A 26,250-nucleotide genomic window follows, 5' to 3' on the forward strand; every position below is an offset into this window, starting at 1 on the left:
GCTCCTTCGCAATCGCCGGAACATCGCCCTGTCTCATTTATCTTCAGGCCTACAAATCCTGACTGTCCGATGAGGATTCCTGACAGCGGAGGCGGTCTTGCGCTGTCAGGATATCCAAAGTGGAGGAGTCTATGAAGCGAAACATATTGCTACATCTAAACCAGATTGCCTGGACGATGTCGTTCCTTGCAATTCGCATTGCCATTCTTATGAGCTAGCCCCTCGGACCCCAGGAGTAATCACTCATCTGAAGCTATCACCGGATATGATCTCGAATCTGGTCACTAAGAGGGGTGCCGTCCGGACTAAAGCTCGACAGACCAGTATTTTGAATTCCCCGCATGAAGCGGTGGCTGGCGCTGGCGTGGTGGACGATCAAACTGATTCGAGAATTTGTGTAGGAGGCAAAATGAACAGATCTATCAGACGAGGTCTTCAGATTACAGCGGCGCTCGCAGCCGCGGTCCTCGTGTGTCTTTCAATCGTGGTCCCGTATCTCGCTTACCCTGGAACACCAAGTAAATCGAACTTCATGACCTTCGAAGGATATGTTGAGCTTCCGAAACATGGACTGCTCAACGTCCTTGACTACATGGCGCTAAGCGGAAAAACTCTCTTCGTTACAAGCGAGTCAACAGGGTCCCTATTCAAGATCGACTTGAATCCCGATCGCCTCTCAGTCAGTCCTGTGGCGGAGATGCCAGGTGCGGGCGCAGCTCATGGCATGGCGCTATTCCCCGATGCCAACGTTGCCTTCCTTACAAGGAGTGAAGAAAACATCGTGCAGGTATTCGATCCAAAGACTCTTGAACAATTTCAAAGTATTCCAGTTGCGGACGATGCGGATGCCATCCTCTATGTCCCGTCCGCGAGGCTTGTGTATGTAGCTAACGGCGGCCCAAAAATGGCAACCCTGATCGATCCCGAGAGGCGTGTGACAGTGGGGACAATTTCTCTTCCCGGCGAGCCCGAGTTTGTTGCGCAGGATCCTCAGACTGGGCTGCTCTATCAAAACCTTCAGGATTTGAACTCGCTAGCTGGCATCGATCTCGGTAGTCGAAGCATCGTGGGACGTTGGCCGCTCGATCCATGCGAGCGGCCAACCGGCATGGCGATTGACCCCTCTACGCGGCGTCTCTTTGCGGTTTGCGCGGGAAACGCTTTATTAGTAGTTTTCGATCTGGATCAGCATCGGGTTATTACCTCGCTCAAGATCGGAGGGGGACCGGATTCAGTCGCGTTCGATCCGATACTTCACCGAGTCTACTCAGCCGGAAAAGATGGAAAGCTGACGGTAATTCACCAGGACGGTCCCGATGCATACCGGGTGCTTGATGAAATAAGAACGCACTACGGCGCACATACCTTGGCGGTAGATCCCATTTCGCATAAGGTCTACGTAGGTTATGCGAGTCTCCTGGTTCGTCCACGGATTGCCGTCTTCTCCCCGACACGCGGAGAAGACAAACCGCAATGATAGGGTCCGTAGAAAGCTGCGATTCGGCCTTGATGGCTAATCTCTGTCGTGAACTGGACTAGTGTCGAAGGATCTCTCGCGTCGAAAGATCTTGTCTGGCCGTCGAGCGCCTATCTGTATCCTCGACCGGGATCACGGCGAGCTCTATCTCTGTTACGGACGTGTCAATTGAGTGGCGGCAGCAAGACTAACGGGCTTGTCGAGCACCTTGATATTGGATCGGTTTGCGTCCTGCTCGCGCGAGAGGTTCTTTAAGAGGAGAATACGTCCATCAATGTGAACGCTCATGTGCGATGTCTTCCAGTTGTCTCCTCGAACCTGAGTGCGCGTGAGCTCGACGTGACCTCCGCTGTTCAGCCGCCCGAGAATTCCGAAGCCGAAATCCACTTGCCGAGTAACTTTCGCGTCCACATTGCAGAGTCGGTTCTCCGGTTCTTTTACCGAAACGGTACCTGCCAGAACGGTCATCACTCTCTCTTCATAGGAAGATGGCACGAATGCGGGATTCGGCGTGAAGGCCACGCGAGTGCAACCATCCTGCTCTCCGTCAGGCATCAATATAAAGGCCTTCGGCAGCAACGCGAGAAGCTTGATAGCGTTCGTCTCGTCGCTCTCCTGAGCCAGGTTGGTCTTTCGAAATGCGTCAGGATCATTCAATATCTTCTGTATTCGCTGTTCTTCGGAGGCCCTTTGAGATTCGCTCAAAGGCTTGTCGTCGATAGCTATCAGCCTTCGCAAAACACCGTCTGGCGTCTCGACGACCGCTTCATCCCAGAGGTGACCTCCGGTTCGCGGAGATCGTTCCTTCGAGGAGTAAGAAAAAAGCGCCCTATGTTCGCGCGCAGTTCTCTCGTTGCCTGCCATCTTCATCAAGAGATCACTTTGAGCTGCCGCCTTACCAGTTATGAGCACCCCTCCAACTACGAGCGCAAACGCGCAGATGCCGAGTCTATTCACACTGCGTCCTCATGAGGCATGCCCTTGAAGGGGAGGGTTCTCTGCTGTCTCGCTTGGACTGCAAAGATCGACTTAAGGTCCTCGGGAGGGCGAAACCATTCAAGAGTTCAATCATTACAATCAGAATAATGAGGTTTCCTTAAGATCCGCTGAATCGAGCATCGTTTAGGAGGATATTCGAGTGACTATACCGAACATGGTTTGCATTCCGAAATGGGCTCAAGTTTGCAACCCCGTGCTATGAGAGTAGGGGCGTTGGTTTACGACTGGCAGCCGATCTTGAGAAGCACATCTACCTTCCCGAAACCGCAAAGTTAGCCTCTAAAGCCTACGCTCAGAGCTAGTGAGGCGCAGCGTCCATCAGAGAGGCGGCCAATGGGCGTGGCCCACCCCCTCTTGAACTCGGGGCATCGCCTTGGAATTCTCATTCCTCACAAACGCGCATCTCGAAACTTGAAGAACTGGCGGCCGTCCCACTGGGGTGACCACTGGGCGTTCACTCATCGTGCATGCCGGCGAACATGTCGAGGAACTCCTGATACTTGCCATCTCTCTCCGCAGTGCGCAGGGGTTTGACTCTCTGAACGAGAATTTCTCCCTTTTCGATGTCATTGCTTTCCAGTATCTGAATGACCTCGCTGGTGTAATCCTCGAGAGGCATGGCACGGGGATCGCTGGCCTGCTGCGGGCCGCCGAGTTCTGTTTGTACGTAAGGCGGCGCGAGCTCGAGAACTTCAACGCTGGTCTTCTTCAGTTGCACACGAATCGCGTCGAGCCAGTTGTGCATGAAAGCCTTGGTCGCACTGTATACGGGACCTGGTGGAAAGGGGACGAATGCAAGCCCTGAAGTCGTCACGATCAGAGTAGATTTTGGCTGTGCTCGCAACGTGGGGAGCAGCGCAGCCGACAATTGGACTACGCCGGTGATGTTGGTCTGAATCGTGCTGTACGCGCGCGTCAGGTCGATTGATTCGGCCGTATAGTCTTCCAAACCTGCGATACCTGCGTTGTTGACCAAGACATTCAACTCAGGAAACTGACGCTTCACAGACTCCGCGAACTTCGCAATGGCCACGGTGTCACTTAGGTCCACAGCAATACCGACCATTCCGGGATTGCGGCCTGTGACCTCGTCGAGCAGCGCCTGCCGTCTGCCAGCAATGATGACCCGATTTCCTTTGCTGTGCAGCGCTTCAGCAAGTGCGCGACCGATGCCGCTGGTGCCTCCAGTTACGAGGATTGTGTTGCCTGAAATGTTCATTGTTACTCCCTGCCGTACTAGATGCACCACAGCGCAGATCGGACTTCCCTTTTTGCGGTGGGCAGTCAGTTTCTAGAAAAACACATCTCGCAAACTGCCGCTGCTTCCGAGATGTGGAGTTCATTGCATCGAAGAGTCCTGCGGCCGTTTCCTACTTGACCGACTCTTGCGCGAACGCCTCGATCGTGGTCGGCCCGTGGAACTTCTCCGTTCCTGAGTTTCCGAAGCGTATCCAGCCCGAGTTGAAGCTCTTCACCATCTCCATGTAAAGCCCTGTCCGATCAGCCGGTGTCCCCATCGCTTCCAGAACGTTCTGCCAGGCAGCCTCAGGTAGTTGTACGGCCTTCACCTCACGACCCAGAGCCCTGCCGAACGCAGCCGCCGTTTCGTGCAAATCGGTTCCACCTTCAGGCCCATCTACCTCGATCACGCGCTCGCTCGTCCAGGTCTCTTGCAACACTTGGGCACCCGCCAAGCCAATGTCTCGCGTTGCGACCAGGGGGAATTTGCGATCAAGAGGAGCGTAGAAGAACGGCATCTCACCGGTCGCACGGATGTGGTCCAACGCTCCCAGCCAGTTTTCCATGAAACTGCCGGCGCGCAGATACGCCACTGGGATCGGCAGCGTACGCATCGCCTCTTCCATAAGGTGCGTCGAAGTGATCAAGCCCAACCCACTCCGTTGCTCCGAACCGATAGAAGAGAGAAACACCGCCTTGCCAGGATTTGCTTGCCCAAGCGCCTCACGGATCGCCGCAATTGTGCGCTTCTGGTCTGGCAATCCGGGAGCAGGAGCAAAGTCTGGCGGAATCATCGCGAACACACCCTCTGCGCCCGAGAACGCCTTTGCGAGGGTCGCCGGGTCGTCATAGGCTGATTGCACTAGTTGCACACCGCGATCGGCCCAGGCCTTCGCCTTCCCCGAATCGCGCACCACGCCCCGTACCGTTTTACCAACTGCAAGCAGATTCTCCGCCACTGCCCCGCCAACTTTACCCGTAATTCCCATCACTGTGAACATGCCGTCCACCTCCCATACAAGTAGATACTTACATATCGAGAAGGATGCAAGTTTTTACTTATATGATCTCTTTCTGCGAGAATCCTCCTGTGACCGTCTTTGATCCAAACCGCAAGCGCAACGCGCGTGGCGAGCAGCGCCAGCAGGCTCTCCTCCGCGCCGCTGCCGCCGCCTTTGGTCGTCTTGGTTATCACCAGACCACCACGAATGCAATTGCCACGGAAGCGTGTGTCTCTCCGGCTACTCTTTACCAGTTCTTCCCCAATAAAGAAGCCATCGCCAGCGAACTCGCCTCGATGTATGCCCGCGAAATGGCCGAGGCTGAACGCGCAATCGACTCCGACGGCGTGTTGAGCTTCGTAGAAGCCGTCGCTGAACTCATTGATGTTTGCATGAGTTTCAACCGGAAGCGTCCCGAGTTTCACACGCTAGTGGTCGACGCACCCCTCTCACCTTCCGCACGCGCAGACAAACAGACTCTTGGGCAGGTCTTCGTAGACTTCATCGCGGTCCGCCTCCGACGGGAGCGACCTGATCTTTCCCGCTTCGAAGCGGCCCACCATGGGCAGGTTGCTCTTATGATCTTCCGAGGTATCCTGGACGAGCTGACCGTCGCCTCGGCTCACGCACGTCCGCGCCTGGAGCTGGCGATGCGCAATGCCATCCTCCGTTACCTGATGCCTGTACTCACGGAATCGCCGCGCAAGTAAACAACGTCACTTCTTTATGTCCGCTGCGACGGGCGCTGTGGCCGGGGTATCTGCCTTTGTTGAGATTTGAGCGATATCGCTCGCTGGAGACGCGATTGAAAGAGCGACGATCGTGTCAACGGGAGCGTTCCCTGTCGGATTTTCAGCCAGAACGATATCGACACCGGCTACAGTCTGCGTGCATTGGGCGTGCTCTCCAGTAGGACTGCTGCAGGAGATAAGTTTCGCCTGAAGGGGTGGTAGCCTCAACCGCTTCTCGGGGCGATTGAGAATATGCAGATAGATCGTCTTGTCGTGATAGGTCGAGACGCCGTAGTCTCCCGGGAGATACGGGCCGCCGCGAGTTCCATAGATGCTATCTCCGTAATTGTGAAGCCAGCTGCCTACTTCTTTGAGGCGCTGCACCTGAAGTGGATCGATCTGACCGTCAGGCCTGGCGCCGACGTTAAGCAGAAAGTTTCCGTCTCGTCCAACCGCCCCAACCAGTAATCGGATGATGGAATCGAAGGACTTCACCTTTGCATCCGGCTGGTATCCCCAGGCACCTTCCGTGATTGTGGAACATAGCTCCCAGGGGTAGTGATTTTCGAAAGCACCCATTGCGCCGTCTCCCTCTCGAGAGCGGAAGTCCGCAGGGGCGTCCGTCCGATCGTTCACGATGACTGACGGTTGTAGACTTCGCAGACTGCTGAGCGCTTCCTCATCTTTCCACGAGAATGTGCCGGTGTAATTTTCATCCTTGGGGCGCGCGTGCCATCCACCTTTGAATTGAACGCCACCGAAGCCAAGCCAGTTTGCGCCACCGCCGTCGAACCACACGATGTCGAGTTTGCCGTAGTGAGAGGCCAGTTCGTTCAGTTGACGATGGTACTGATCCCGCATCTCAAGGGCATTTGCCTGATAGATGTCAGGAAAGAAGAAGCCGGGGTAGCGCCAGTCCAGCGGAGAATAGTAGAGCCCAACACGCAGCCCCGCCTTTCGGACCGCGGTCACATAGTCCACGACGATGTCTTTGTGAGCGGCTGATTTGACAGAAGTGAAGTTGCTCTTTGGATCATCGAACAGGGCAAACCCATCGTGGTGTCGACTCGTTAGAACCACATACTTCATCCCGGCGTTTTTGGCGGTTGCGGCCCACGCATCGGGATCGAACTTCTCCGGATGGAACTCGTCGGCAAGCTTGGCGTATTCGCCGTTGGGTATCTGTTCGTCCCACTGGATCCACTCGCCTCGCCCTGGGATTGCGTAGAGTCCCCAATGGATGAATAGCCCGAACTTCGCATCTCGCCACCACTGGATGCGGGAAGCCGCAGATGAATCGGCCACCAACGGCGCCCATTGCCCATTGGCATTTCCCTCAATCGTCGATGCAAGCACGAGCAGAAAGAGAATGTACCGTATCGACAACGCGAATCCGCGTCGAGTTGTTCGTTCAAAAGACTTTTTCATTTGGGAGCCTCGATGACGGGGGTGTGGTCAGCCTGCAGTGTCTGTGACAATTGTGTCTCCTTGCGAGCCTCGTCGACTCTCCCCTGCATGCGATAGGCCTGACCGAGGAGGCTATGGGTCATGTAGTTGCTCCCGTCCATGGCCCTTGCGCGCTCCAGATATCCGACGGCACTTGCGGATACGCCTTGCTTGAGAAAGGCTTTGCCGAGCAGGATATACGGGCCGGTAGAGTTTGGCTCAAGCAGAATAGCCCGTTCCAGATTCTTCTGTGCGGTCACATATTCTGCCTTGTGAATGTATGCGTCCCCGAGGCGCTCGTAGGTACTTCCCTCCAGCGGATTGCGATCTCTCTCCGCCGTAAATTCTGCGACCGCTTCGTCCAGGTGTTCGCCTGCCAGCGCCACTTCGCCGAGAAGAAGATGCGCGAGTGGGAGCGATGGATCGAGGGCGAGCGCCTTGGTCGCCTCGTCATGGGCGATAGGCACATACGATCGACGCAGAAGCATGCGGGCGGCGAGCAGATGAGCCGATGCGCTGTCGGGAGCGAAGCCATACTGTCTCGCAAAAGCATGGCGCGCGTCATCGTAACGGCGTGTGTCGATATAGCAGAGAGCAAGCACGTAGAAGGGATCGGTTTGCGTGGATGCACCGGAGTCGCTCGAGCGTTCCAGTAGCGGGATCGCCTCTGTGGGTCGTCCAAGCCGGAACAGAGTAAGGCCACGCAGCTTTACAGCTGTGGAGTCGTCCGGGTTGACTCTGAGCGCGACGGATAACGCCTGGTCCGCCTCGCTGTATCGACCCATTGCGTAGAGAGCTTCACCGCGCACAAGCGCTACTCCGAGGCTCGCAGTATTCTCTTTCAACTGATCGAGCACCGCCTCCGGATGGCCCATGTCGATCTGTTGTTCCATCTGTTTCACTAAAGCCTGATGGTTGTCCGCCTGCTGGGAGCCGGCGGATGACCATGAGGCGATGATGATGGTAAGAACCGCAGAGCCTCTGAGCATGCAATGCCTCAGGTCCCGCGAAGCGATCAGCATATGATTCAGCAAGACCCGACTCTCATTAATCAAGTTTGATCTTGAGTTCTGAGCCATCATATTCCACCGACTTGCCCCTAGCTTCGGACGAAATCTCGAACCCTTTTCCAGCGCCCGCAAGCAAAAGACGAAGGGAGATCGTCTTCGGCATTCCCAGATAGTGTCCCTTGCGCGAGCCTATGGTAACGGTGTGATCGGCCTCAGACCATGTCACGGGGATGGTGGAGAACTCTCCTTTTTCGTAGTTATAGTTGTTGCCCTCGTCGTTATAGAGGGTGAAGGTCCCATCGGCCCCGGGATAGATTCTCAGTTCAATGGGGCCATTCGGCTTCTCATCGGTATATTCTTCATCTGGGCCAAGCGGCAGTATCGAACCCGCACGGACGTATAGTGGAAGACGCTCGAGTGGCGCGGGTGCCTGGATGTATCTGCCACCTTCGATCTTCTCTCCAGACCAGAAGTCATACCAGGTACTGTCCTTTGGGAGATACACACGCCGCTCGGTAGCGCCCGCCTCGGTCACCGGATTCACCATGACCGCAGGGCCGAACATGAACTGGTCTGCGATGTCATGTGTAAGAGCGTCGCTGCGGAAGTCCATGACCAAAGGGCGCTGAATCGTATAGTCGTCGTGTGAGACCTTCCAGCCAAGAGAATAGATATACGGCATCATCCGGTAGCGCAATTTGTCGAATGCAATGAGAGATGGCTCGACCATAGGGTAGGTCCACATCTCATTGTTCGGGCGATGCCCATGCGAGCGGAAGACGGGGCAGAAGGTGCCGAACTGGAACCAGCGGAGGTAGAGTTCCTGGTACTCAGGGCTTGTGGTCTTGCCATCGAACTCTCCGGGCCAGTAGCCACCGATGTCAGTAGTCCAGTAAGGCAGACCGGTCAAGGCATAGTTCAAGCCCCCGGCAATCTGATGCCGCAACCCCCAGAAGCTGCTGTAGACATCGCCAGACCATACCGTGCCACCCACGCGCTGTGAGCCGAGGAAGGCAGAACGAGTGAGAAGGAAGACGCGCTTCTGGTCCGTCGTCTCGCGCCAGTGCTGCTGGATTCCCTCGTTATGAACGAGAGGATAGATGTTCGTGTACTCGGCACCATTGCCAATGGCGATACTTCTGTCCCGAAGGATGGAGTCGCCCATATGCGGCCAGAACTCCTCCGGCTCCGCGCTGTCCAGCCAGAACGAGTCCCATCCTTGCTTGAAGAGCTTCGAGGTCAGGGAGTTCCAATACACTTCGCGAGCCTCAGGATTTGAGGCATCGTAGACATTCGCATGAGGAACGAAGAGTCCCTTCGCGTCGAGCTTCTTGTAGGTCTCGGCTGCGGGATCGATCAAGCCCCAGGTGGAGATCATGGTGTGGACATGGTTGTCGTGCAGCTTGGCGACATCAGCGGGCACATCGTGATAGTTCTCATTGAAGTAGGGATCGCCCTCGGTCTTCCACCAGAACCAGTCCTGAACCATGGTGTCCATCGGAATATGTTCGCTGCGGTAGCGGCTGGCGATTGCGTTAATCTCATCCAGAGACTTGTAACGATCCTTGGATTGAATGAATCCATAAGACCAGCGCGGCAACATCGGAGCATGGCCCGTCAGGTTGCGGTACTCATGGATAATCTCGTCCATCTCCGGGCCGTAGACGATGTAGTAGTCAACACCCTGGCCCGCAAGCGAATCGAAGGATAGTTCCAGCGGAAACCGATTGTCGACATAGGTGAAGGATGCGGTGTTCCAGAGGATTCCATAGCCCTTTGAGGAGACGAGAAAAGGGATCGCGATATCGGTGTTGTTCTGCCCAATCTCGACCGTTGCCCCACGGTAGTTGAACATGCCCGATTGGTGCTGGCCGAGACCATAAAATGCCTCTGAGCTGTCCGGTCGAAAGCGATCGACGATGTGATAAGTCTGCTCGCCATTGAGAGTCTCGGGCGTGTAGGTCCGCGGCACGGCATCGCCTTCGTTTGTGAGATGAATGCCCTCGGCGGTGAGGAAGCTTAGATTCCCGCGCTCTTTGCTGAGGGTCGCGGTCAGCTTCGCGGTCTTCAATATGAATGTCTTTTCGTCCTGGGAGAAGTCAAAGTGAGCACCCTTGCAGGATTGATCCGCTGGCAGAAGCCAGGGTTGCGGATGTTGGGAGCTACCACCGTGGGGACGAGTGACGACATGGATGAGCGAGGGCGAGCAAACCGTCACTCGCATCGTCTCTTCGCCGATGGTCGCCTCAAGCCCGTTGGCCGATGCAGTAGCCGTGATCTGGGGTTGCGCGGGAAGTGATTGCCCGGGCATCTGGGCGGCGCAGGCGCTTGAATACAGAGCGGCTGACGAAAGTGCAATCGAGAAAGAGAACCTGAAAGAATTCACGAGATCCTTTGGAAGGTGGTAAAGCGTATCAAGTTTCAAGATAGAGGACGGAGGGCGCGGTTCTTTAGCAACGCGCCCTCGCGATCTCTAGAAGTTGATGCGAGCTGCGAACTGCAGCTGTCTCGGAGCGGCTCCCAGTGCCTCTCCAGTAATAACACCGGCGTTGCTCCCGACGCTGCAATCGATACAGCTGCTCGAGGGATTGCCGGGGTTGATGTGGTTCAGAGCGTTGAAGGCATCCATCCTAAACTGGCCGGTTACCCCCTCGTAGAGTCGTATGTTCTTGATCAGTGAGAGATCGAGGTTGAAGAAGTCTGGCCCAAAGTAACTGTTGCGCCCTACTGTGCCAAAGTTATCGAGCGCGGGCCGCTGGAAGGCTCCACTAGTTGAGCCATTGTTGCCAAAGGCAGCAACCGGGGTGAAGTAGGAGCGGGTATGAGTGCCGGGGTTGAACCCGGTCAGATTGAGTGGGAGCCGGCTGGAACCGATTTTGTTCGGCATACAGGGGCCAGCGGGAATATCGCTCCCGCATTCGCCATAGCTTGGGGTGAAGGGCAAGCCGCCAGAGTAGTTCAAAGAACTACCGAGCGAGAAGCCGCCGATGATGTAGTCCACGAATCCGGGCGCACGGGAACCAAACATCTTGTTCTTGCCGAAGGGTAGGTCATAGTTGCTGAAGATTGTAAGCTGCTGTTCGCGCAGATCGTCGTATCGGCCGTAGTTCACCTTCCGATCGATCTCCTGGTAGTCGCCTCCATAGTTGTGGGCGCGCTGCCAGGCGTAGTTGGCGGTCATTTGCAGGCCGTGGGAGAAGTGCTTGTCTATGGTGATTTGCAGGCCGTTATAGTGCGTGTCGAAGCCATCATGGTAATAGGTGAGATCCTGCGTCCATCCGCGCGATGCGAAGTAAGGCCGTAGCTGCGCAGTGTTGCGCGTTTGTCCTGCTCCTGGCCCAAAGCACAACGGCTGTGAAGCCCCCGCCTGCGCCGCCGTAAGGCAGGCCGCCGGTTCGTTCGGATTGCTCGTCTGGCCATCGCCCGCGAAGGTGTGCGAACCCTCCATTGTCCTTACCGTTGACGCTCTCCGGGAAGTAGATCTCCCAGCGAAGGCCGTAGTCGATCGTGAGATTTGGGCTGAGGCGCCATGTGTCCTTGACATAGAAGAAGTCCCGCTTCTGGAACTCCTTTGCACCGGTTGAGCTGCTGACATAACGTCCGAAGCTCGTGACGTCGCCAAGAAGAAAGGTCGCGAGGCCCAGACCTCCAGCTGTTGCAGCATTCACGTTCTCCGTATCACTCGTAGCGAACGTAAGTTCGCCGGCGCGGTTGCTGTCGCTGGGAACCCTAAGGTTGCGACCTTAGCGGAAGCTTCGTATGGCAGGGTACCGGAGTTCTGATACGTTCATCAGGCTGGACGTACGCCATTTTCTCGCAATCTGGCGCCCATGGTCTCGGTCAACCAGCGGTGAGCGTCGGACTGCATCTCCGGAGTGATGGCGTGTCCGGCTGGGTACTCACGGTAGGTTAACGGTGCTCCTACAGCGACGAGCAGTGCCTGCGTGGCGCGGCCATGATGGATCGGGAGCTTCTCATCGTCCGTGCCGTGCCCGACCCATAGAGCGGTCTTCGCCAGTTCATCCGCAGTCACAATCCCCGGCTGAAACTCCTTCGGAAAGCGTCCACTGAGCACGACTGCTCCCTGTACTTTTGCCGGTTCGGTGGCCGCCGCGACGGTTGCCATGATTGCCCCCTGGCTGAATCCCATCAGGTAGACGTCCTCGACATCGTGCTCGACGCGATATTGCGTGATGAAATCCAGAAGTGCAATGCGGGATGCTTCGGCTCCGGCTCCATCAATCATGGGGTCCCGATGCCGCAAACGAGACCTGAAACCAACCGTAGGCGTTCGTGCCAAGCGTCAGAGGGCCGCGAACGCTGATAACTCCTAGCCTTGGGTCGGCTCCGTTGCCCAGAGGAAGCATATTGCGTTCGTTACTGCCGACGCCATGGAGAAGCATCAAGACGGAACTTTTTTGCTGTACCGACCGCATCGGCTCATTGAGGGTCACATAGCTCAGTTCAGCCATTCCGGATCTCCGTTTTTCCTGCGACTGGATCTGTAATGACTAGAGCGACCGTTATACCCCATGGATCCGTGGCGCAAGGAGTGCCATTCGCGAGACGGGTGGATGTGTAGCCCGCCTCCCGCAGGCTCGCAAGAAGTTGCTCCCTCTCTCTTTCCGAAGGAAGTACCAATTCCCAAAACAGCAAGCGGGCATCTTCTGCTGATGATGGGGGTGAGCCCTCAGCCCAGATATTCAGGCCGATGTGGTGGTGGTATCCGCCGGCAGAAGCAAAGAGAGCGCCTGGGTAGCGCCAGGTCACAATGTCAAGTCCAAGAACCCCGTTGTAGAAGGCTGCGGCTTTGTCCAGGTCTCCGATGTACATATGGACGTGGCCCACCGTTGTGCCCGTCGGCGCTCCCTGCCAACTGTCCTCGGCAACCTGCGGCAGTTCTCCAAAACGTACGGGGTTCGTCGCGCTCACGATCTCCCGCCCCTCATACGTCCACGTCTCGCGCGGACGATCGGCATACACCTCTACACTCAGGCCGTCAGGATCGGTCAGATACAACGCTTCGCTGTAGAGGTGGTCTCCCGATCCAAAATCGATCTTCTGGGCTACCAGGTGCCGCACGAAGCTGCTTAGATCCTTTCTGGTCGGAAGCAGGAAAGCCGTGTGATAGAGCCCGAGACGAGAGCGGCGCGTAATCGGAGTAACCCCAGCGACCTCATCCAGTTCCAACAGCACTTCCTTGCTTCCCCGCGCTCCCAGTTGAGCGAAGCTCTGTCCGTGGTTCAGAATGGACAACCCGATGACACGCGAATAAAAGGTCAGCGACCGCCCGAGGTTCGACACAGCCAAGCGGACGCGCCCAACATGAGCGTCTGCCGGAAGACGATACTTCGGAGGGTGAATACCAATCTCGTTGGGGACAAAAGCGTTTTGAAACGTCGAGGGCATAGCGAATCTCCGTGTGACAACACCTATATGAGCGTTATCACACGCAGATGGATTCAGAGTGCTCGAAGATTTCCATCGCGGGCTGCCCCGAGCAATTCAACAGCTTTGCGGACATCGGATATTGAAAGTGCCGCCAGTTGTTCTGAATGAAGCTTCATGAGAGGTCCTTCTACGCTCGAAAGCAGCCTTTTGCCCGTCGGGGTAATCGTCGTCGCGACCTGACGCTTGTCCTCTCGATCCTTGGTTCGGACTACCAGCCCATCGCGCTCCATCCGGTCGAGCAACCGCGTCATGTCGGGCGCAGCCGTGATCATCCGTTCTGCAATCTCGTTGCGACCCAACCCTTCGGGGCCGCTTCCCTGCAGGATTCGCAGGACATTGTATTGAATCTGAGTGGTTCCGTAAGCCCGCAGGAATCGTTCTGTCGAACGAGAAAGCTCGGACGCCGTTCGCACGATGCTGACGTAAAGCTCCTGTTGGTCCGACACAAACGGCTTGCGTTGCTTGATTGATAAAGCTACCAAAGATCTCTTTGCGGAGGGCATATCTACAAACATATCGAATCAGGCGGATGTCGGCTTTGTGATCGTAAATATAAAGTGCCAAAGATAAATTTATGAGGACTGGATTCAATCGAGGCGTGATTGCCGTGCGCCCATATCTAGCCTCAGTTGTTGTTGGAAATAATCAAGCCTTACGGCCAGCCTCTAAATCGCACGCGAATTGAAACGGCTGGTCGGTAACACGAAAGTGTTGTCGTTGTCCGGTCCGAGAGGATGTAGCGCAGCCGATCGGAATCCAGCAGTATGGGAGCAGTTCGGAGGCGAGCCCAATGCCAACGGTAACTGTTCCGCAACTTCTTGATCGTTCAACCCTGCGAAGAATCACGCAACCGCCCGTTGGCCTGTCATCTTATCCCCTCAAGTCTGCCTCTTCCGCTCGCTCAAGCACCTCGCACAAAACCGCATATCTGACGCCAATTATGATGCGGCGTCTGCGGGAGTATGGCTCGATTGAATCTGTGGAGCGCGGCGACATGCTGTTCGAGCAGGGTGAAAGGATGGTCGACTTCTTCATTGTCCTCGAGGGCAAGTTGGAGCTCTTTGAACGCAAAGGGACGGCCTCACGCAAAGCTGAATCGACCCTGACGGGACGGCAGTTTTCAGGGGAGCTGGATCTCCTGAATGATCGACCAACGCTGCTGAACTGCCGGGCAATCAAGTCATGTAAGGTCCTGCGAATCCCCCGGGAATCATTGCGGCACATGATGCGCACCGAACTGGACGTCGCCGAGTTGATTCTCACCGAATGGATCTTGAGACGTGCCCGGCTTGTAAATAACCGGCAGGGCGGCATCATCGTGGTGGGCGACGGCAATGCGGCAGAGACGATGCGCATCGAGCGCTTCCTCACCGGCAATGGTCATCCGCATCAATTGATCGATGCCAACCTGAACCCGGGTGCGGAAGTGCTTCTTCAGGCGCTCGATGTCGAAAAGGGCCAGCTTCCGGTTGTGTTCTTCTCCGACGGTACGACCTTTCGCAAGCCGAGCAACACGCTTCTCGCCTCCAAGCTGGGTTTCGACTATGACCTCGGCGACGTCCCGGTCTGCGACCTTGCGGTTGTGGGTGGTGGCCCTGCCGGTCTTGCCGCGGCTGTCTACGGCGCTTCAGAGGGGCTGACGACCATCGTGATCGAGGGCACCGCGCCTGGCGGTCAGGCCGGAACAAGCTCCAGGATTGAAAACTACCTCGGCTTCCCGACCGGTGTTTCAGGGCAGGATCTGGCCCAGAATGCCACGGTACAGGCGCAGAAGTTCGGTGCCCGCTTCGCCATCTCCCGTGATGTCATCGATTTTGAGCAGACCGGCAATGGCTACCGCCTCATGCTGGAAGGCGGCAAGACAATCTTTACGCGCTCGATCGTGATCGCTACGGGCGCACGTTATCGCCGGTTGGATGTTCCCAACTACAAGAAGTTCGAATTTCAGGGTGTGCACTATGCCGCGACCGCGATGGAAGCAGCGAGATGCGTCGGGAAGGAAGTGGTGGTAGTGGGAGGTGGCAACTCGGCCGGACAGGCTGCGCTGCACCTTGCTCTGTCAGCGAACCATGTTCATCTGCTCATACGTGGAGAAGGCCTGAAGGCGACGATGTCTGACTATCTCATCCAGCGTATTGCCTCTTCCAGCCGCATCACACTGCACACGGAAAGCGAAGTCGTCTCTGTCGATGGAGACACGTATCTCCAGTCTGTGACATGGCGTAACCGGCAAACAGGTGTTCTTCAAACGAGCGCGGCGGAAAATATGTTCGTCATGATCGGTGCGCAGCCGAATACCGCTTGGTTGAATGGCAAGCTTGATCTCGACGCAAATGGATTTGTGGTGACAGGAGCAACTTCCGGTACCGAAGGCTCTGTCTTCCAAACCAGCCGTCCTGGAATCTACGCCGTGGGGGATGTGCGGTCGGGATCGGTCAAACGCGTCGCCAACGCCGTAGGCGAAGGATCTGTAGTTGTCTCCGAAATTCATCGCTATATTGCGATGCAGAAGCTATCCGAGACAAATGGCCACGCTTTGTCTGCATAAATACAGCCGCCATAAAAATGTTCGCAGAGATCTTAGCCGTCCAGGAAACCGCGCTTCATTGCGATCATCACCGCGTGAGTGCGGTCATTGGCATTGAGCTTCGACAAGATGCTCCTCATATGCCCTTTGACAGTGTCTTCGGAGATCTTGAGGCAATCGGCGACGATCTTGTTCGAGCAGCCTTCTCCAACCATGCGCAGCACCTCGATCTCCCGTGGAGACAGGGCATCCGACATCAGATGATTCGCCAACTCCGAGGCGATCTCCGGAGGAATGCGATTCTTGCCCGAGTGAACGATGCGAATGGTATCGATCAGGTCTTTGCGGAGCATGCTCTTGAGCAGATACCCCTTGGCGCCGGCCCTGAGCGCTCGCGAAGCCTGCACATCTCCCGCATAAGTTGTCAAGATAACGCAGCGTGCGTTTGGCCACTTCTCCAGAATGGCGGCGATCGCGTCGATACCGTTCATGCCCGGCATTTGGAGATCGATCAACATCACATCGGGCCGATGCTTGCTAAATGCTTCAATCGCTTCGTGGCCATTGGCCGCTTCACCGACGATCTCCATATCCGGCTGCTTTTGAATCAGGTTCGCAATACCTTCAAGAATCAGGGGATGGTCGTCTACCGTCAGAATCCGGATTTTGCCCGGACCGCCTGTTGTCGCGCTCATGATGGCTTATCCCTCGCTGCAATCTAGCTCAACTTGTCTCTTGTGCTGCTTATGACAAGCCTGCGTCGTCCGTAGAGCCTTGCGTCTACCGAATAGGCACCGGCCCCCAGCAGCGCGACAGCAACAAGTATAGCGACCGTTAGAGCACTCATCGCGGGTTCATTCGAATACTGGATCGATCCCAGCGAAACAAGAGCGGCAGATCCGGAAGCGATCGGCGTAAACAGGCCGACTGCGATCAGGAGCGCGGCGATGGCAGAGAGTGCCATAAGCACTGTTGCTCCCGGAGCGGGACAAAGCCATACACGCGTTACAAGCACTATCGCCATCGTTAGGCGCAGTACTACGAGCGCCAATCCAGCGCCTCGATTCGGAAACGTACCAAAAAGCCGTTGCATATTCCACATCCAGATGGAATGCTACCCAACCTGTTACAGAAACGTTGAACTGCTTTCGGACCGTCCGGCGGTAGTCATTTCGTGTAGTGCGGCAGCAGGTCAGGAGCCCTATACTGGTTCGGATCTCAACTGTAGCCGGATCTGGACTGCTTAGCTTCTACGGGAACAGACCCATGCACATCGGAAGGATTCAAGGACAAAAGCTACTTTGGATGGCATCTGCCCTCTTTGCGACATGGTTCGCGTGGGGCGGGTCGGCGTTCCTTTGCGCGCAGAATCTGACGCTCCGGCAGATGGACCATACCGCGTGGACCGCTCGGGACGGCGCTCCCATTGGAGTGAACAGTATTGCGGCTGCCCAGGATGGAACACTCTGGCTGGCAACTCGCGGCGGGCTCTATCGCTTCGACGGTCTTCATTTCACCGCTTATATACCTCCTGCCGGTGAACCATCACTCCCTTCCATCGAGATGAGGAGCGTCTACATGGCGCCTGATGGCGCTCTCTGGGTTGCTCCGTGGCTCAAGGGCTTGGTCCGAATCAAAGACGGGCATGTGCGTGTCTTCGACCAGAACGACGGGCTCTCGAGCGACACCGTGGCTCAGGTTTTGCAGGCACCAGACCGCGCCATGTGGGCGCTGAGCGGCGGCGTCCTCTACAAGCAGAAAGGCGATCTATGGCAGGAAGCGTTGCCACAGTCACAGCAGATCGGTGAGGTAGTACATTTTTTCTTCGACCGTGCCGGCACCTTGTGGATCGCGACCAGAAATCTCATCTACTTCGTTGCGAAGGGCACTTCTGTCCCGCAGAAGACGAGTGAAAAAGGCGGCAGTGTCTCGGATTTCATTGAGATGGCGGACGGCAGTTTGTGGATCAATGCGCTTCCACCGGCAGCGGTCATCCGGCGGCTGTCCGTGCCCGGCCATCCCAGCCCATTCCCTCTCAGCTATCCGGTTGAGGCCTCTGGAATCACGCTCGACCCCAAAGGGAATCTCTGGGTAGCGAGCAATCGCAACGGCGTACAACGTGTCGCATCCGATGTCATTCAGCTCCACGACAGAGGATCGATACGACCGAACAATCCCGGCGTGCAGAAGTTCGATACGGAGGCGGGACTTAGCGGCCTCGGTGTCTTCACAGTCTTCCACGATGCCAACGGCACAATCTGGGCGGGCACGACGCGCGGCCTGGACCGGTTTCGAATGCCCACCCTCACGAAGCTGCCAGACACGAGCATTGAGGGCGATGTAGGAATCACGGCATGCCCTAACGGTACGGTCTGGATGGGGAGTGGGGACTTCCTTATCTCTGTTACCGGAGAGGCCATTACCCACTACAAGAAAGGCGAGCTGTGGGGACTGTACTGCGACCGGAACAATACCGTCTGGTTCAACCGCGGAGGCGCGATCGTTCAGTTGCGCGATGGCAAGGAGCAGTCCATTCCGGTCCCGGATCCCAATCTGCCGTATTGCGTCGTGCAGTTGGCGGGAGATGCGGAGAACCTCTATGCGGACTGCGCGCTTAGCGGTTTATGGCGTCGTTCGAACAATCGATGGACCAGGATAGAAGCTCCAGGATTTCCCAAAGAATCTCCGATCGCGATCATGCAGGATGCTTCGGGGCGCGTATGGGCGGGCTTCACCGGCAACAGAGTCGGACTTGTCGACGGCGCTTCGACGAAGACCTATGCTGTCGACAGTCTTCCCGGCTTAGGAAATGTGCAAGCGATCCTGGTAACGAAGGATGCTGTTTTCGCTGGTGGTGTGCATGGACTCGCTGCCCTGCGCGACGACCGCTTTCAATCCCTGCTCACGGCTGACTCGGACACTGTGCAGGGCGTCTCCGGTCTCGTTGAAGCGCACAACGGAGATATATGGCTCAACGGAGCCCGCGGTGTGTTCCGAATCCCAGCCGGCGAGCTGACCAGGGCGCTCCACTCGGGCAGCTACCGCATGCAGTCCGAACGCTTCTCGGGAGACGGCCTCGTGGGGTTTGCCTATCAGGGTTATGAGTTGCCCAGCGCCGTCATCGCACCGAACGGTCGCATATGGATCGCCACTTCATCCACTGCGGTATATGTCGACCCGGAAAAAATAACTGCCGACACTGTCCCCGCGATCACTTCGATACAAGGCTTCACCGACAATGAATCCCCGCGATACGAAGCGTTTCCCAAGATCGATCCGGGCACACACACGCTGCGCATCCGCTACTTTGGCGCGCATCTCAACGCTCCAGAACGAGTGACCTATCGGTATCGGCTCGACGGCCAGGATCCGGGCTGGCAAGAGGTTGGACCGAGAACTGAAGCGGTGTATACGAACCTCAGGCCGGGTGCGTATACGTTTCACGTGGCTGCCTCGAATGGTGAAAATATCTGGAGTGAAGCCCCCTCGCCGCTGAAGTTTGAGGTGCTGCCAGCCTTCTATCAGCGCTGGTGGTTCCTGTCGCTCTGTATCGTTGCCCTCTTGTTGCTCATCGGAATAGCGTTCCGCATGCGGTTTGAATATGCGACGACACAGATGAAGCGTCGTCTTGAGGAGCGAGCGCAGGAACGGATGCGGATCGCTCGCGATCTCCACGACACATTACTGCAGGGAATCCAGGGTCTGATCCTCTGCTTTCACTCCGATATCGAAGAGGTGCCTGAAGATCTTCCAGCGCGCGGCATGCTGGAGAAGACACTAGACCGTGCGGAGGACGTGATCGCCGAAGGAAGGGAGCGTGTGCGATCACTGCGATCGGAAGAAAGCACAGCGGATGATCTGCCAACCGCGCTCGCGCAGGCAAGTGCCCTTGTGCCGTCCAAGGGCGCGGCTTCCATCGAGTTCCTGGTGGAAGGCGAGCCAAGGTCACTAAGAACCATCGTCTATGACGAGATCTACTCCATTGGCCGCGAAGCCATCTCGAACGCTCTGCGCCACGCAAACGCCACACGTATCGAAGTGGAGATCTCCTATGGTGCGATGCACCTCCGCCTGCGATGCCGCGATAACGGCACCGGCATGACTAAACAACAGTTGGAGGCGGGATCACCTGCGGGCCATTGGGGAATAACCGGGATGAAGGAACGGGCATCTCGGGTCGGCGCGAAGTTAGATATATGGAGTACAGCCGGAGCCGGCACAGAGGTGGAGGTTAACGTACCGGCTGCGACTGCCTACTTTGTGAATACGCCAAGAAAGCCTTGGACCATCGGCCTAGGTCCGCGTCAGTAATCGGATCTCCAAAGAGCATGTCGAGCATCGATCTCTTCGCCTATATAACTGGCTTTAGCTGCACGCGCGACAACGTCTATATTGAGTTCTAATTGGTGCCAAATTGCCGAGGCACTCATCAAGCGGCTTGACTACGTCCGAGAGGCCCACTTCCCTGGACTGGTTGGAAGTCATGCCCGGATTAGTATCGATAGACGCAGATAGCTCAAATCGCGTTAGGAGAGGGCCGCAGGATGCGAAAAGGGTTTACCAGAAGACCGAAAGCAGAGGAGCCCGCGGCGGCAAGCCACGACAAAAACTACATCACTCCTGGCGGGATTGAACGCCTGAAAGATGAGCGTCATTTCTTGCTTACCAAGGATCGCCCGGCCGTGGTGGAGGTGGTGGCGTGGGCCGCGGGCAATGGCGATCGCAGTGAGAACGCGGACTATCAGTACAGCAAGCGACGACTGCGGCAGATCGATGGCCGGGTTCGCTTCCTGACAAAGCGAATCGAAGCCGCAGAGGTAATCGATCCGGAAGCTCCGAGAACGGGGCAGCGGGCGACAAGGGCGTTCTTCGGAGCCACAGTGCGCTACGCGAATGCCGCGGGGGCAGAGCGAGTGGTAAGCATCGTTGGCACCGATGAAGTCAATCTCGACCGCAACCACATCAGTTGGGCCTCACCTTTGGGGCGAGCACTAATGAGAGCGGCAGAAGACGACGAAGTGGTTCTTCATGCGCCGGGAGGCACTGAAACCCTAACCGTGCTGGAAGTGCGGTACGAGCGCATCTCCGTAGAACTGTTCCGCGTACCACCTGGGTCCGCCGTCTCGACCGAGCGTCCGGAAAAAGTTGAGTCTTTCTAAACGCGTTTGTCGACACCGATGTGGCTATCATTTTGACAGACGTGCAGATCTATCTGTAAAAGGAAACAGCCGCGATGAAGGGCCAGCTGAATCCAGACTTCAGCGAAGAATCCCGGAGAGTGGAGGCTGCTTTGCATCGGGCAACTGCACCCCCAGAATCTTCGCGATTGTTGGCGCCACCTGGAGGTTTGAGACCGGTCCAAGCTGGACACCGGATCGAATTGCTGAACCCGATGCGACAAAAAGTGCTTGCATCTCCGGCATAGTGTTGACGTAGCCGTGCTGGCCTCGGACTGGGTTCGTTCGAATCAACGCACCACTTGTATCGTCACCGAACGCATAGTCCGGAGCTGCGGTCAGATACAGGAGCGGAGCCTGATCCGTGTCAGCTTCTGCTGGAATGCCCAGCTTACGGGCCTCATCGTTGGTATACACATGCGCGACGCCTTCAACCCCAGAAAAACAGCCCTTCAACTTTGGCAGCAGTTCTGCCCGACGATGGGGATCGCGGATATAGAGTGAGGCCGCTCCTCCCTCAGCCTTGATCCAAACCTCGCCTTTATAGCGTCCGTCCTGCTTCTTGAGCAGGCCTTGCTCGACAAGCGCAACATTGGGACTGATGGTGTGGGTGTAGGTTGCAAAACCGTGGTCGGAGAGGATGAAGAAGGTCGTGCGGTCCAGGTTGCCCGCCGTGCGCGCAGCTTCCACAATTCTTCGCAGGCATTGATCCGCAGAGGCATAAGCAGCGTAGGCGGCGGATGTAAGGGGACCGTACTGATGCTGAATGGAATCGGTCTGTAGTAGATGAAATAGAAGCAGATTTGGCGAGTGCCTTTCTATGATATCGACGGCTGCGTCCGTCCATATCTCATCACGCCACGCAGGAGTGCTCTTGTCACCAAAGTGTTCCAATTGTTCACGGGTAACGATGCCTTGAGCGATCAGCTCTTGGGGGATCTCATCCTTCATGTCAGGCTTTTCACCAAACTGCCAGCGAACTCCTTTGGCACCGTAGATGGCGACCCAATCCACTTGCCCGGTGGTCAGGCCCTTCTCCGCAGCGGCCTCATAGAGCGTGCGGGCGTGAACTAGCTTCGCCTTGTCTGTCCATGGTTCGATCTGCGGAGCTCCACCGTCTTCGGGCAGTACGACCAACCCGTTCGCCATGACAAAGTGATGGCTCGCATCCACTCCGGTGATCATGGCGGTGTGGTTTGGCCAGGTCACCGTGGGATTGATCGGTTGCATGCCAGTGGAGACAGCACCCGCTGCAGCGAGCGAGCGCAGTGTTGGCATGGGCAGGCGGGGATCTTCGAGAGCCCGGGCCGGGAAGCCGTCTATCGTAACGACGATCACGATTGGCTGGTGATTGTCGTTACTCGTTGTGTCTTGTGCAGCTATGTAAGAGCTTGCGGAGAGAAGCACAACGGATGAGAGAAAGAGGCGCGAGATGAACTGGATCAATGAGGTGTTGTCCTTGCTGGTCTGAAGATCGGGAATGACATTTTGAGCAGCTCGCAGGTGGAACCGCATCTTTGCGGTTCCACCTGCTGGCAATTAGAACAGCAGCTTGAGTCCAAACTGTATTTGTCTCGGGCTATTCGCCTGTGAGGTTATCTGTCCGAAAGACGCGTCAGTCACCTTGGTGTCAGGCGAACCGAATTGGACGTGGTTGAAGGCGTTGAACATCTCCGCCCGGAACTGCACCCTGAGCCGCTCGATCGCCTGGACTTCCTTGAAGAGGGAGAGGTCGGTGCTGTCGAGCCCGGGTGCTCGCAGATTGTTGTAGTAAGCCGGTCCGTTACCCAGGGTGAAGACTGCGGGCTGGCTGAAATCTGCCGTGTTGAAGTACTTGTTCAAGCGCTTGTGGATGTCGCCTGAAAGTGAGGCATTTTGGAAGTTGGTGTTGGCGTAGAGAGTTTGAAAGTTGAGGCTCGAAAGCGTGTTGCTCGCCGAGATCTGCAATGGCGTACCGCCTTGGAGAGTCGTGATGCCGTTGACCTGCCAGCCCCCGGCGATGAAGTCTTCCCAGTAAGACATATGGCTCCCGAAAGCGTGGCCCCGGCCGACAGGCAGCTCATAAATATAGCTGGCGACGAAGCGATTGCGAACATCCTGCGAGCTGACTGCGAAATCCGCCATGGGATTGAAGCTGTCCTGGTGAGTCGTTCCATTGTCGAAGTTTCGCGCCCAGACGTAGGAAGCCTGTACCTGCAGACCCTGATTGAAGCGTTTGTTGAGCCGGAGTTGAAGCGCATCATACTGAGTGTTTCCACCTGCGAGAAAAAGCGGAAGTACGCTTGAGTACTGAGGAAACTGCTTCAGCAGCTGGCCGCGAGAAGTGGTGGCGGCCGCCAGTGAGCCAGTTGTGATGGTCACAAAGAACGGGTTTGCGATGCTGTCATTGAGGTGCGATCCGAGGGCCAGGTCCGCGACAGGAAGCTGGTCGAAGTCTATGCCGCCCTCACGGCTCTGCTGCTGCTTGCGGGCACGGTTTGCAACATACGCGAGCTCGAAGGTCGTATCGCGGGTGATGGTCTGCTGGACGTCAAGGTCCCACTGTTCGGCATAGGGCGTAGGCGTGTTGCGGATAGCGCCTTCGATCTGTCCTCCAACACCGGTGAGCACACCTGCTGCCGCCCCCGGAGGCGCCTGGAAGCCAGTCGGGAATGGGTTATCGAGGGTGTTATAGGGGGTGATCCCGTCGAGCGAACTGACCCACGTGTTCTGGACTCGGAACCCGTAGGGCCCGACCGTTCCGGCTGCCGCCTGTGCGGAGGGACCGTAGACGATGGCCGCTCCTCCATGCACTACCGTCGTTGGAGTTGCGGCGTACGCAAAGCCAAACCGCGGTGCGACATTGTTGGTATCCATGTTGTACTGATGCCGGCTCTGACCATTGACTCCGACAAAGACCAGGCCGCCCCTGGTTCCGGCAAACTGATTGGAGAGAGGCGATGCGACGTTCGGGTCGAAGAAGTTCGTCCGGTTATAGCGCTCGGTGCGCGGTGTATCCAGGTCGTAGCGGACGCCGAGATTGAGCGTGAGCTTGTGAGTGATGCGCCAATCATCCTGCAGGAACTCTGCGAGGTAGTAGCTCTGCGAGGCGTCGTTCTTGTAGGCCTGGATGAGGTCGCCCGTGCCGATGCCGAGCAGCATCGACGCGATACCGCTCCCGGTGTTTGCGCTGGCAGTGTTCGGGTCTGGTCCCTGGGTGAAGTTTGTACCGAAGGAGAAGTTTCCGGAAGCGTCAGCGCTTTCGTGGTCGTTGACCCGGATAAGGCGGCCATCGAAGCCGATCTTGAAGGTGTGCGCTCCGCGAACGTAGGTGAGCGAAGAGAGCAGGCTGTACGTCATGAAGGCATTGTGGCGATTGCCGTTGTTTCCGAGACCGGTGTATCCGGCCGGCGAGAATACTGGGAAGGTCGGTGTGCCGCCGGCCTGGTCAAGAGTGTCGGGCAGGCCAAGCGTCGAGGCCTGGAATCCAAGGCTTGTGTTGGCATAGTTGTACAGCGTGCGTGAAAAGCCCAGACGGGTATCGATCAGAGCCTTTTCGTTGAGGGTCAGAGTGTGGCCGAATGTGAAGCCGCGCGCGTAGTCTTCTCCGTTGATGAGCCCTTCAGCGACCGCGTCTGCAGCGGGGAACAGAGGATTCGGTGCCGAGCCATAGTAGCGGTTCGAGTAGCGGCCGAAGATCTTCTGCTTCTGGTTGAGTACATGGTCGATGCGGACGTCCCACGCGGTGGTTTGCGTGATCGTGCTTCCGTTGGCGAAGTAGTTGTTCGCGTTCGTGATGGCGTTGCCGGTGACGTTCGGCAGCGGATAGTAGGCGATGGCCTTGCTCGCAACGCCGCTCATCAGGTTGGTGGGGATGATGTTGCCGGCAAATGCATCCCGGATATAGCCGCCCGAGGGATTCGCGCGGGTGGTGAAGGGGTTGTAGATCGTAATCAGCTTTCCATTCGCGCCGAAGGTCTCTGAGAAGTCTCCGCTACGCTGCGCCACAGTCGGGACGGTCGCGGTGACAGACTGAAATGCGTTCTGTCGCAGTAGCTCGGTTGAAAGAAGAAAGAAGGTCCTGTCGCGAAGAATCGGACCGGTCAGAACACCGCCGAACTGGTTGCGACGGAACGAAGGTAGCGGCTTCTTGTTCAAATTCGAGAAGTAATCGTTCGCATCAAGATCCGAGTTGCGGATGAACTCGAAGAGCGTCCCGTGGAACTGGTTCGCTCCTGACTTGAAGACGACGTTGACGATGCCACCGGCGGTGCGGCCATACTCTGCCGCGTAGTTCTGGGCCAGCACGCGATATTCGCCGATCGCATCGATCGAAGGAAATACGCCGATGCCGGAGTTGCCATTCACTGTCGGGAAACCCGCTGGACTGCCGTCGACCAGCACGTCGGTATAGCCCTGACGCGTGCCGTTGATCGAAAAACTGTTGGAGTTGTAATCATCGCCAGTCGAGCCTGCAAAGCCGGGAACAAGCGTCACCAACTGGTACGGGTTTCGGGCGTTCAAAGGCAGACGTCTCAGGGAAGTTCCATTTACCTCATCGCTTACCTGCGAAGACACCGTGTCGAGACCGGAGACATCGGCATCAACCGAGACAGTCTGCTGCACCTGGCCGACGTTGAGCACGGCATCCTGGCTGGCATGCTGATTCAGATCAAGCCGGATACCCTTCTGTTCATACCGGCTAAAGCCGGGAGACGAGACGGTCAACGTATAGGTTCCGGGCTGAAGGTTGAGCAGAGAGTACTCGCCCTTGCCGTTCGCGGTCGCCGCAGTATGGGCACCGGTTGCTGTGTTGGCCGCCTCTACGGTCGCGCCGCCAATAGCCGCGCCGCCTCCGTCATGCACGACACCCAGGAGACTCGCACCTGTGTCCTGGCCAAAGGCCGCATGGCAAAGCATGAGCAGAACGGCCAGTCCCGCATATTGAAGCCACTTAAAATTCATCGGATCCTCTTTCGCACTCGCCAAATTACACATCCAGCCAATTCAGTCTTTCGGGGACAGAACGTTGAAGCGATTCGTTCTCTCGTTGATGAAGCTAGCGGACGACATTCGGTGAAGTGCAGTGATTTCTCCGTGATTGCTCGCATGTTCATCCCGCGCGAAGCAAGGAAAGGGCAAAACCGGCTATGCGAAGATGCGGGACAACAAGGTGAAACGGAGGTGATTTACAGAGCTGTAATCGATGCAGC

General features: G+C 56.8%; 20 protein-coding genes. 5 read left to right on the forward strand and 15 right to left on the reverse strand.

Features of this window, described 5'->3' with window-relative positions; translation table 11 throughout:
* Nucleotides 1-265 precede the first annotated feature (265 nt).
* Complete coding sequence (locus tag HDF16_RS19530) at nt 266-1,477, forward strand: YncE family protein (RefSeq protein WP_221312903.1); 1,212 nt, start codon at nt 266-268, stop codon at nt 1,475-1,477.
* Nucleotides 1,478-1,630: 153 nt separating this feature from the next.
* Here HDF16_RS19530 and HDF16_RS19535 read toward each other — a convergent pair whose 3' ends face one another.
* The 3 genes from HDF16_RS19535 to HDF16_RS19545 all read right to left on the reverse strand — a co-directional run bounded on the left by HDF16_RS19535 (nt 1,631) and on the right by HDF16_RS19545 (nt 4,716).
* The gene (locus tag HDF16_RS19535; protein ID WP_184220509.1) at nt 1,631-2,434 is read right to left on the reverse strand and encodes a hypothetical protein; all 804 of its coding nucleotides are present in this window, start codon (nt 2,432-2,434) and stop codon (nt 1,631-1,633) included.
* 496 nt (nt 2,435-2,930) lie between these two features.
* Entirely contained in the window at nt 2,931-3,695 is a 765-nt protein-coding gene (locus tag HDF16_RS19540; RefSeq protein ID WP_184220512.1) for an SDR family oxidoreductase, read from the reverse strand.
* Between the two features lie 151 nt (nt 3,696-3,846).
* Nucleotides 3,847-4,716 (reverse strand): NmrA family NAD(P)-binding protein, encoded by an 870-nt coding sequence (locus HDF16_RS19545; protein WP_184220515.1) that lies wholly within the window; start codon nt 4,714-4,716, stop codon nt 3,847-3,849.
* Between the two features lie 44 nt (nt 4,717-4,760).
* On the opposite strand from HDF16_RS19545, the gene HDF16_RS19550 reads away from it, so the two are divergent.
* Nucleotides 4,761-5,426, forward strand: coding sequence for a TetR/AcrR family transcriptional regulator (locus tag HDF16_RS19550; protein ID WP_246409305.1), 666 nt, complete (start codon nt 4,761-4,763; stop codon nt 5,424-5,426).
* A 6-nt stretch (nt 5,427-5,432) separates the two neighbouring features.
* On the opposite strand, the gene HDF16_RS19555 is transcribed toward HDF16_RS19550, so the two are convergent.
* From HDF16_RS19555 to HDF16_RS19590, 8 genes are all read right to left on the reverse strand, one after another.
* Nucleotides 5,433-6,875: an alpha-L-fucosidase gene (locus tag HDF16_RS19555; RefSeq protein ID WP_184220517.1), complete on the reverse strand. Its 1,443-nt coding sequence runs from the start codon at nt 6,873-6,875 to the stop codon at nt 5,433-5,435.
* The gene (locus tag HDF16_RS19560) at nt 6,872-7,882 is read right to left on the reverse strand and encodes a tetratricopeptide repeat protein (protein WP_246409310.1); all 1,011 of its coding nucleotides are present in this window, start codon (nt 7,880-7,882) and stop codon (nt 6,872-6,874) included. Before HDF16_RS19560 ends, HDF16_RS19555 begins: the two co-directional genes overlap by 4 nt.
* Nucleotides 7,883-7,940: 58 nt before the next feature.
* Nucleotides 7,941-10,289, reverse strand: coding sequence for a TIM-barrel domain-containing protein (locus HDF16_RS19565; protein WP_184220520.1), 2,349 nt, complete (start codon nt 10,287-10,289; stop codon nt 7,941-7,943).
* A gap of 87 nt (nt 10,290-10,376) precedes the next feature.
* Entirely contained in the window at nt 10,377-11,351 is a 975-nt protein-coding gene (locus HDF16_RS19570) for a hypothetical protein (protein ID WP_184220523.1), read from the reverse strand.
* 342 nt (nt 11,352-11,693) lie between these two features.
* A complete protein-coding gene (locus HDF16_RS19575) occupies nt 11,694-12,149 on the reverse strand; it encodes an alpha/beta hydrolase (protein WP_184220526.1) in 456 nt (151 codons plus the stop codon).
* Nucleotides 12,142-12,375: a hypothetical protein gene (locus HDF16_RS19580; protein WP_184220529.1), complete on the reverse strand. Its 234-nt coding sequence runs from the start codon at nt 12,373-12,375 to the stop codon at nt 12,142-12,144. The genes HDF16_RS19575 and HDF16_RS19580 overlap by 8 nt, the downstream gene beginning before the upstream one ends.
* A complete protein-coding gene (locus tag HDF16_RS19585) occupies nt 12,368-13,312 on the reverse strand; it encodes a VOC family protein (RefSeq protein WP_184220532.1) in 945 nt (314 codons plus the stop codon). The genes HDF16_RS19580 and HDF16_RS19585 overlap by 8 nt, the downstream gene beginning before the upstream one ends.
* A 53-nt stretch (nt 13,313-13,365) precedes the next feature.
* On the reverse strand, nt 13,366-13,836 hold the full coding sequence (locus tag HDF16_RS19590; RefSeq protein ID WP_184220535.1) for a MarR family winged helix-turn-helix transcriptional regulator: 471 nt from the start codon (nt 13,834-13,836) through the stop codon (nt 13,366-13,368).
* Nucleotides 13,837-14,294: 458 nt separating this feature from the next.
* On the opposite strand from HDF16_RS19590, the gene HDF16_RS19595 reads away from it, so the two are divergent.
* Nucleotides 14,295-15,902, forward strand: a complete 1,608-nt coding sequence (locus HDF16_RS19595) for an FAD-dependent oxidoreductase (protein WP_184220538.1) — start codon at nt 14,295-14,297, stop codon at nt 15,900-15,902.
* A gap of 32 nt (nt 15,903-15,934) precedes the next feature.
* On the opposite strand, the gene HDF16_RS19600 is transcribed toward HDF16_RS19595, so the two are convergent.
* Together HDF16_RS19600 and HDF16_RS19605 are read right to left on the reverse strand one after the other, a co-directional pair.
* Nucleotides 15,935-16,576 carry a response regulator transcription factor gene (locus HDF16_RS19600; protein ID WP_184220541.1) on the reverse strand — a complete coding sequence of 214 codons (642 nt, stop codon included), beginning with the start codon at nt 16,574-16,576 and terminating at the stop codon, nt 15,935-15,937.
* Between the two features lie 23 nt (nt 16,577-16,599).
* On the reverse strand, nt 16,600-16,845 hold the full coding sequence (locus HDF16_RS19605; protein WP_184220544.1) for a hypothetical protein: 246 nt from the start codon (nt 16,843-16,845) through the stop codon (nt 16,600-16,602).
* 341 nt (nt 16,846-17,186) lie between these two features.
* Here HDF16_RS19605 and HDF16_RS19610 point away from each other — a divergent pair, with 341 nt between their 5' ends.
* Together HDF16_RS19610 and greB are read left to right on the forward strand one after the other, a co-directional pair.
* Complete coding sequence (locus HDF16_RS19610) at nt 17,187-20,192, forward strand: sensor histidine kinase (protein WP_184220546.1); 3,006 nt, start codon at nt 17,187-17,189, stop codon at nt 20,190-20,192.
* Nucleotides 20,193-20,425: 233 nt separating this feature from the next.
* A complete protein-coding gene (greB, locus tag HDF16_RS19615) occupies nt 20,426-21,040 on the forward strand; it encodes a transcription elongation factor GreB (protein ID WP_184220549.1) in 615 nt (204 codons plus the stop codon).
* A 99-nt stretch (nt 21,041-21,139) separates the two neighbouring features.
* Here greB and HDF16_RS19620 read toward each other — a convergent pair whose 3' ends face one another.
* Together HDF16_RS19620 and HDF16_RS19625 are read right to left on the reverse strand one after the other, a co-directional pair.
* Entirely contained in the window at nt 21,140-22,573 is a 1,434-nt protein-coding gene (locus HDF16_RS19620) for an alkaline phosphatase family protein (RefSeq protein ID WP_184220552.1), read from the reverse strand.
* Nucleotides 22,574-22,597: 24 nt separating this feature from the next.
* Nucleotides 22,598-26,002 carry a TonB-dependent receptor gene (locus HDF16_RS19625; RefSeq protein WP_184220554.1) on the reverse strand — a complete coding sequence of 1,135 codons (3,405 nt, stop codon included), beginning with the start codon at nt 26,000-26,002 and terminating at the stop codon, nt 22,598-22,600.
* Nucleotides 26,003-26,250: the final 248 nt, after the last annotated feature.

The sequence above is a fragment of the Granulicella aggregans genome, assembly GCF_014203275.1.
Taxonomy (GTDB): Bacteria; Acidobacteriota; Terriglobia; order Terriglobales; family Acidobacteriaceae; genus Edaphobacter.